A 4,425-nucleotide genomic window follows, 5' to 3' on the forward strand; every position below is an offset into this window, starting at 1 on the left:
TTCCCGCTTATATCCCCGCCCGATTGGGCGAGGGTTTACGCGGATTTTGCTAATCGGGAACTTTTGCCACCCAAACCGGCCAGATACATCCATGAATATCCTTATAAAAAAATACCCTCTTGGCCTGTTACTGGCTCTTTTGCTGAACCTGAGCACTACCCCATTATTGGCGCGGGAAGTGGCGGTGACCCTGACAGAAGCAAAAACACAGCAAATCAGCCAGCCCCTTTATGCCTCTGGCACTTTGCGCGCCTGGCAATCTACGGATCTACGTACTCAGGTATCCGGCAGGGTGCGGACCTTGCAGCTGCCGGAAAACAGCCGGGTTGAACAAGGGCAGTTATTAATCCAGCTGGATGATCGTGAACCCCGCTCTCGCTTAGAACAAAGCGAAGTCAACCTGCGGGAAGCCAAGCGCCAGCTCGAACGCTTCCAACGATTACAACAAGGCCAGTCCATTTCACGGGATCAGCTGGATGCTCAGCAAGCTGCTGTGGATACAGCACAGGCACAACACCTCGCCATTCAGGCAGAAATTGAACGTTATCGTATCCTTGCCCCTTTCAGCGGTTTTCTGGGTGAACACAACATCACCAAGGGTATGTTGTTGGATAGCGGCAGCCTGATTACCACCCTGGATGATTTAAGCCAAATGCGGGTGGATTTTTCACTGGCTGAACGCCATCTGAATCTGCTGCAGCCCGGCCTACCATTACAAGCCAACACCCCCGCATGGTCGGATCAGACTTTCTCCGGTGAACTGCTGTCGATTGGCACCCGGATTGATCCCACTACCCGCAATCTGTCACTGCGTGGCCGTCTTGCCAACCCGCAACAACAACTACGCCCCGGTATGCTGGTCAGCCTGGAGCTGGAAACCCGCAGCCGCAATGCTCTTCTGGTTCCCTCTCGCAGCCTGACTTTCAGTGGACAGGAAAAAGCCGTATTTGTGGTTAATAAGCAAGGTGTGGCACAACGTCGAATTGTTGAAGTGGGTGCCACCCAGGCTGAGTGGGCTGAAATCCTCTCCGGCCTGGAGGCCGGTGAACAGGTGGTGGATCAAGGGGTAGTCAAGGTGCGTGACGGCATCCGGGTGCGTGACACCCAAGTAGACGATCCCGCATGAAGCTGTCAGAAACAGCGGTTCGCCGCCCCGTTTTTGCTCTGGTGATCAGTTTACTGTTGATCACCTTCGGCTTGATTGCCTGGCAGAACCTGCCACTGCGACAGTACCCGGATATCACCCGCCCGCAAGTCACGGTAATGACCAGTTACACAGGTGCATCGGCAGAGGTGGTGGAGTTACAAATCACTACGCCAATTGAAGATCGGCTATCTGGCATTGCGGGCATTCACACCATTGAATCCAACTCAGCACGGGGTGTTTCACGGATTGTTATCAGCTTCAGTGAAAAACGGGATCTGGATAACGCCGCCAACGATGTACGTGAAGCGGTTGCCCGTGTAATGCGGGTGCTGCCGGATGACGCTGACACACCGCTGGTGATGAAACGCAGCGCTACCGAAGAGGCCATTCTTTATATTATTCTGGGCAGCACCCGTATGACCAGTGTGGAACTGACCGATTATGCCCGTCGCACCCTGCAGGAACGACTCAGTCTGGTCAGTGGTGTCAGCAACGTGTTATTGCTGGGTGCACAGGATTATGTGATGCGGGTGGAATTAAAACCCGATGCCCTGAATGCTCGCCAGATGACCGTCAACGATGTGATCAGCACCCTGCGGCAAGAGAATCTGGAACTACGCGCCGGACGACTGGAAGGCCCACAACGCACATTGCAGATTCAGATCAGCAGGGATTACAACTCGCTGGATGAATTCCGCAATCTGGTGCTACGGATTGAAGGCGAAAACAGTATCCGTCTGGGGGATGTTGCTGATATCAGCACGGGGGCACGGAATACCGATCAACTTTTTCGCTCCAATGGTCGTAACGTGATTGGTCTGGGCATTGAACCCATTTCCACTGCCAACCCACTGGATGTGATTGCTGATGTCAAAAAGGCACTGGATGATTTTCGCCCTTTTTTACCGGATGGTGCCGATCTGGGCACCACCTTTGATGCCTCGATTTTTATCCAGAGTGCCATAGATGAGGTTTATTTCACACTGGGACTATCCATGCTGCTGGTGGTGCTGGTGATTTATATCTTCCTGGGTACACCCCGCGCCACCCTGATACCCGCCATCACCGTACCGGTTTCCCTGATTGCTGCGTTTATTGCCATAGCCCTGTTTGGCTTTTCGATCAACCTGATGACCCTGTTGGCACTGGTGCTGGCTATCGGTCTGGTGGTGGATGATGCCATTGTGGTGCTGGAAAACATTCACCGCCATCTGGATGAAGGCAAGCCACCACTACTGGCCGCCTGGATTGGTATCCGTGAAGTGGGTTTTGCTGTTATTGCCACCACCACGGTACTGATTGCCACCTTTGTGCCGATTATTTTTCTGGAAGGCACGGTTGGACAGTTCTTTCGTGAGTACGCACTCACTCTGGCCGGTGCGGTGGCCTTTTCCAGCCTGATCGCCCTGACACTAACCCCGGTACTCTGCTCAAAAATGCTGAAGGCTCACAGTCCGGGTGAGCACCAGCGCCTGATGCACCGGCTACTGAGCTGGCTAGAAAAACATTATCGCCGTTTGCTGGATAAGGGGTTACAACACCGCTGGCTGGCACTGGTGTTCCTGGCTGGAGCATTACTCGCCACCGGCTGGGGGTTCACCCAGTTGCCTCGTGCTTATGCCCCGCAGGAAGATCAGGGCTCCATCTTTATTTTTGTTCGCGGACAGGAAGGCGCTAGCGCGGCTCGTATGAAAGCCAGCATGATGCAGGTAGAAGAACGTCTGCTGCCACTGCTGCAAGAACCCAATCTCAGCAACATCACTCTGCAGGCACCCGGCTGGTCGACTCAAGGAGATAACTCAGGATTTCTGATCCTGAACATGAAACCCTGGAATGAACGACCGGACAGTGTTTTTACCCTATTGGCAGAAATCCGCCAACGGGTTGCTGACATCCCGGACGTGGTCATTTTCCCGCGCATCCGCTCACCACTGGGCGGTGGTGGTGGTGCTCCGGTGCGTTTTGTACTGGGTGGCAGCAGTTATGAAGAAGTCCTGGAGTGGGCACAACAGCTGATCCAAGCCGCTGAAAGCAACCCTGGCCTGATTGATCTGGAAACTGACTTCAGTGAAACCCAACCACAACTCCGCGCCCGGATTGATCGCCAGCGTGCTGCCCAACTGGGGGTTTCAGCACAACGTCTGGGTGAAATGTTGGAAGTCATGCTCGGTGGGCGTGCCATCACCCGTTTTGAAGAGCGCGGCAGAGAATACGATGTCTGGCTGGTCGGACAACCGGCCTCATTAAAAGAAATGGATGATCTGGGTAAATTACAGATTCGCTCAGATCGCAGCGGTGAACTGATCCAGCTGGATAATCTGGTCAGTTTTGAAGAAGTCGGAGACTCCTCACGCTTGCCCCATTACAACCGCAATAGAGCAGTGACTATATCCGCTTCGCTGGCCGAAGGTTATTCACTGGGTGAGGCGCTGGACTATCTGGATCAGCTGGCTGCGGAACAGCTGCCACCCTATGCATTGGTGGACTATCGGGGTCAGTCGCTGGATTACCGCACCAGCTCAGCAGCCATAGAAATCATTTTCCTGATGGCACTGGTGATTGTTTATCTGGTACTGGCTGCCCAGTTTGAAAGTTTTGTTCACCCCTTTGTAGTGCTGCTAACGGTGCCATTGGGCTTAGCCGGTGCCATGCTGGGGCTTTGGTGGAGTGGTGAAACCATCAACATCTACACCCAGTTGGCAATGATCATGTTGATCGGGTTATCCGCCAAAAACGGCATCCTGATTGTGGAATTTGCCAATCAGTTACGTGATCAGGGGCTGGAGTTTAATGCCGCAATACTGGAAGCCGCGCGCCGCCGTTTGCGTCCGATTTTGATGACCGCCACCACCACCCTGATTGGCACCCTACCGCTGCTGCTGGCAACAGGTGCCGGCTCAGAAAGCCGTCAGGCCATTGGCCTGGTGGTCTTTTCCGGTGTTGCTGCAGCCACCTTGCTGACTCTGCTGGTGGTGCCGCTGACCTACAACCTGCTGGCTCGTAATACCCACTCACCGGAAAGTGTTACAAGAATGCTGGAAGCCCAACAAAATCGTCAGGAACCCAGAGCCTGACCGGTATCCGCAGCGCCCAACCTGCTCAGGATGTCAATGCTGAAAGCCTTGATGAGTTACTGGGTTAAGCTCGACCTACTGTTTTTTGATCCAAGTCATAGACCATCCGCTTATTTTTTGATCTATTGAACGCAAAAGGACTACTGTCTTAACAACAAGGAGGTTCCATGAGAATCCTACTCACTGGCGGCACTGGTTTTATTG

At 53.6% G+C, this 4,425-nt stretch carries 2 protein-coding genes; both read left to right on the forward strand.

From position 1 onward, the window contains the following. Nucleotides 1-91 precede the first annotated feature (91 nt). The gene (locus IBX50_RS17575; protein ID WP_292257598.1) at nt 92-1,126 is read left to right on the forward strand and encodes an efflux RND transporter periplasmic adaptor subunit; all 1,035 of its coding nucleotides are present in this window, start codon (nt 92-94) and stop codon (nt 1,124-1,126) included. Further along, nucleotides 1,123-4,221, forward strand: coding sequence for an efflux RND transporter permease subunit (locus tag IBX50_RS17580; protein WP_292257599.1), 3,099 nt, complete (start codon nt 1,123-1,125; stop codon nt 4,219-4,221). The genes IBX50_RS17575 and IBX50_RS17580 overlap by 4 nt, the downstream gene beginning before the upstream one ends. Nucleotides 4,222-4,425: the final 204 nt, after the last annotated feature.

The organism is Marinospirillum sp., from assembly GCF_014859565.1.

Excerpts from the sequence above, each read along its gene's own strand:
- IBX50_RS17580 (WP_292257599.1), top strand. The coding sequence starts at position 1,123 with ATGAAGCTGTCAGAAACAGCGGTTCGCCGCCCCGTTTTTGCTCTGGTG.
- IBX50_RS17575 (WP_292257598.1), top strand. The coding sequence starts at position 92 with ATGAATATCCTTATAAAAAAATACCCTCTTGGCCTGTTACTGGCTCTT.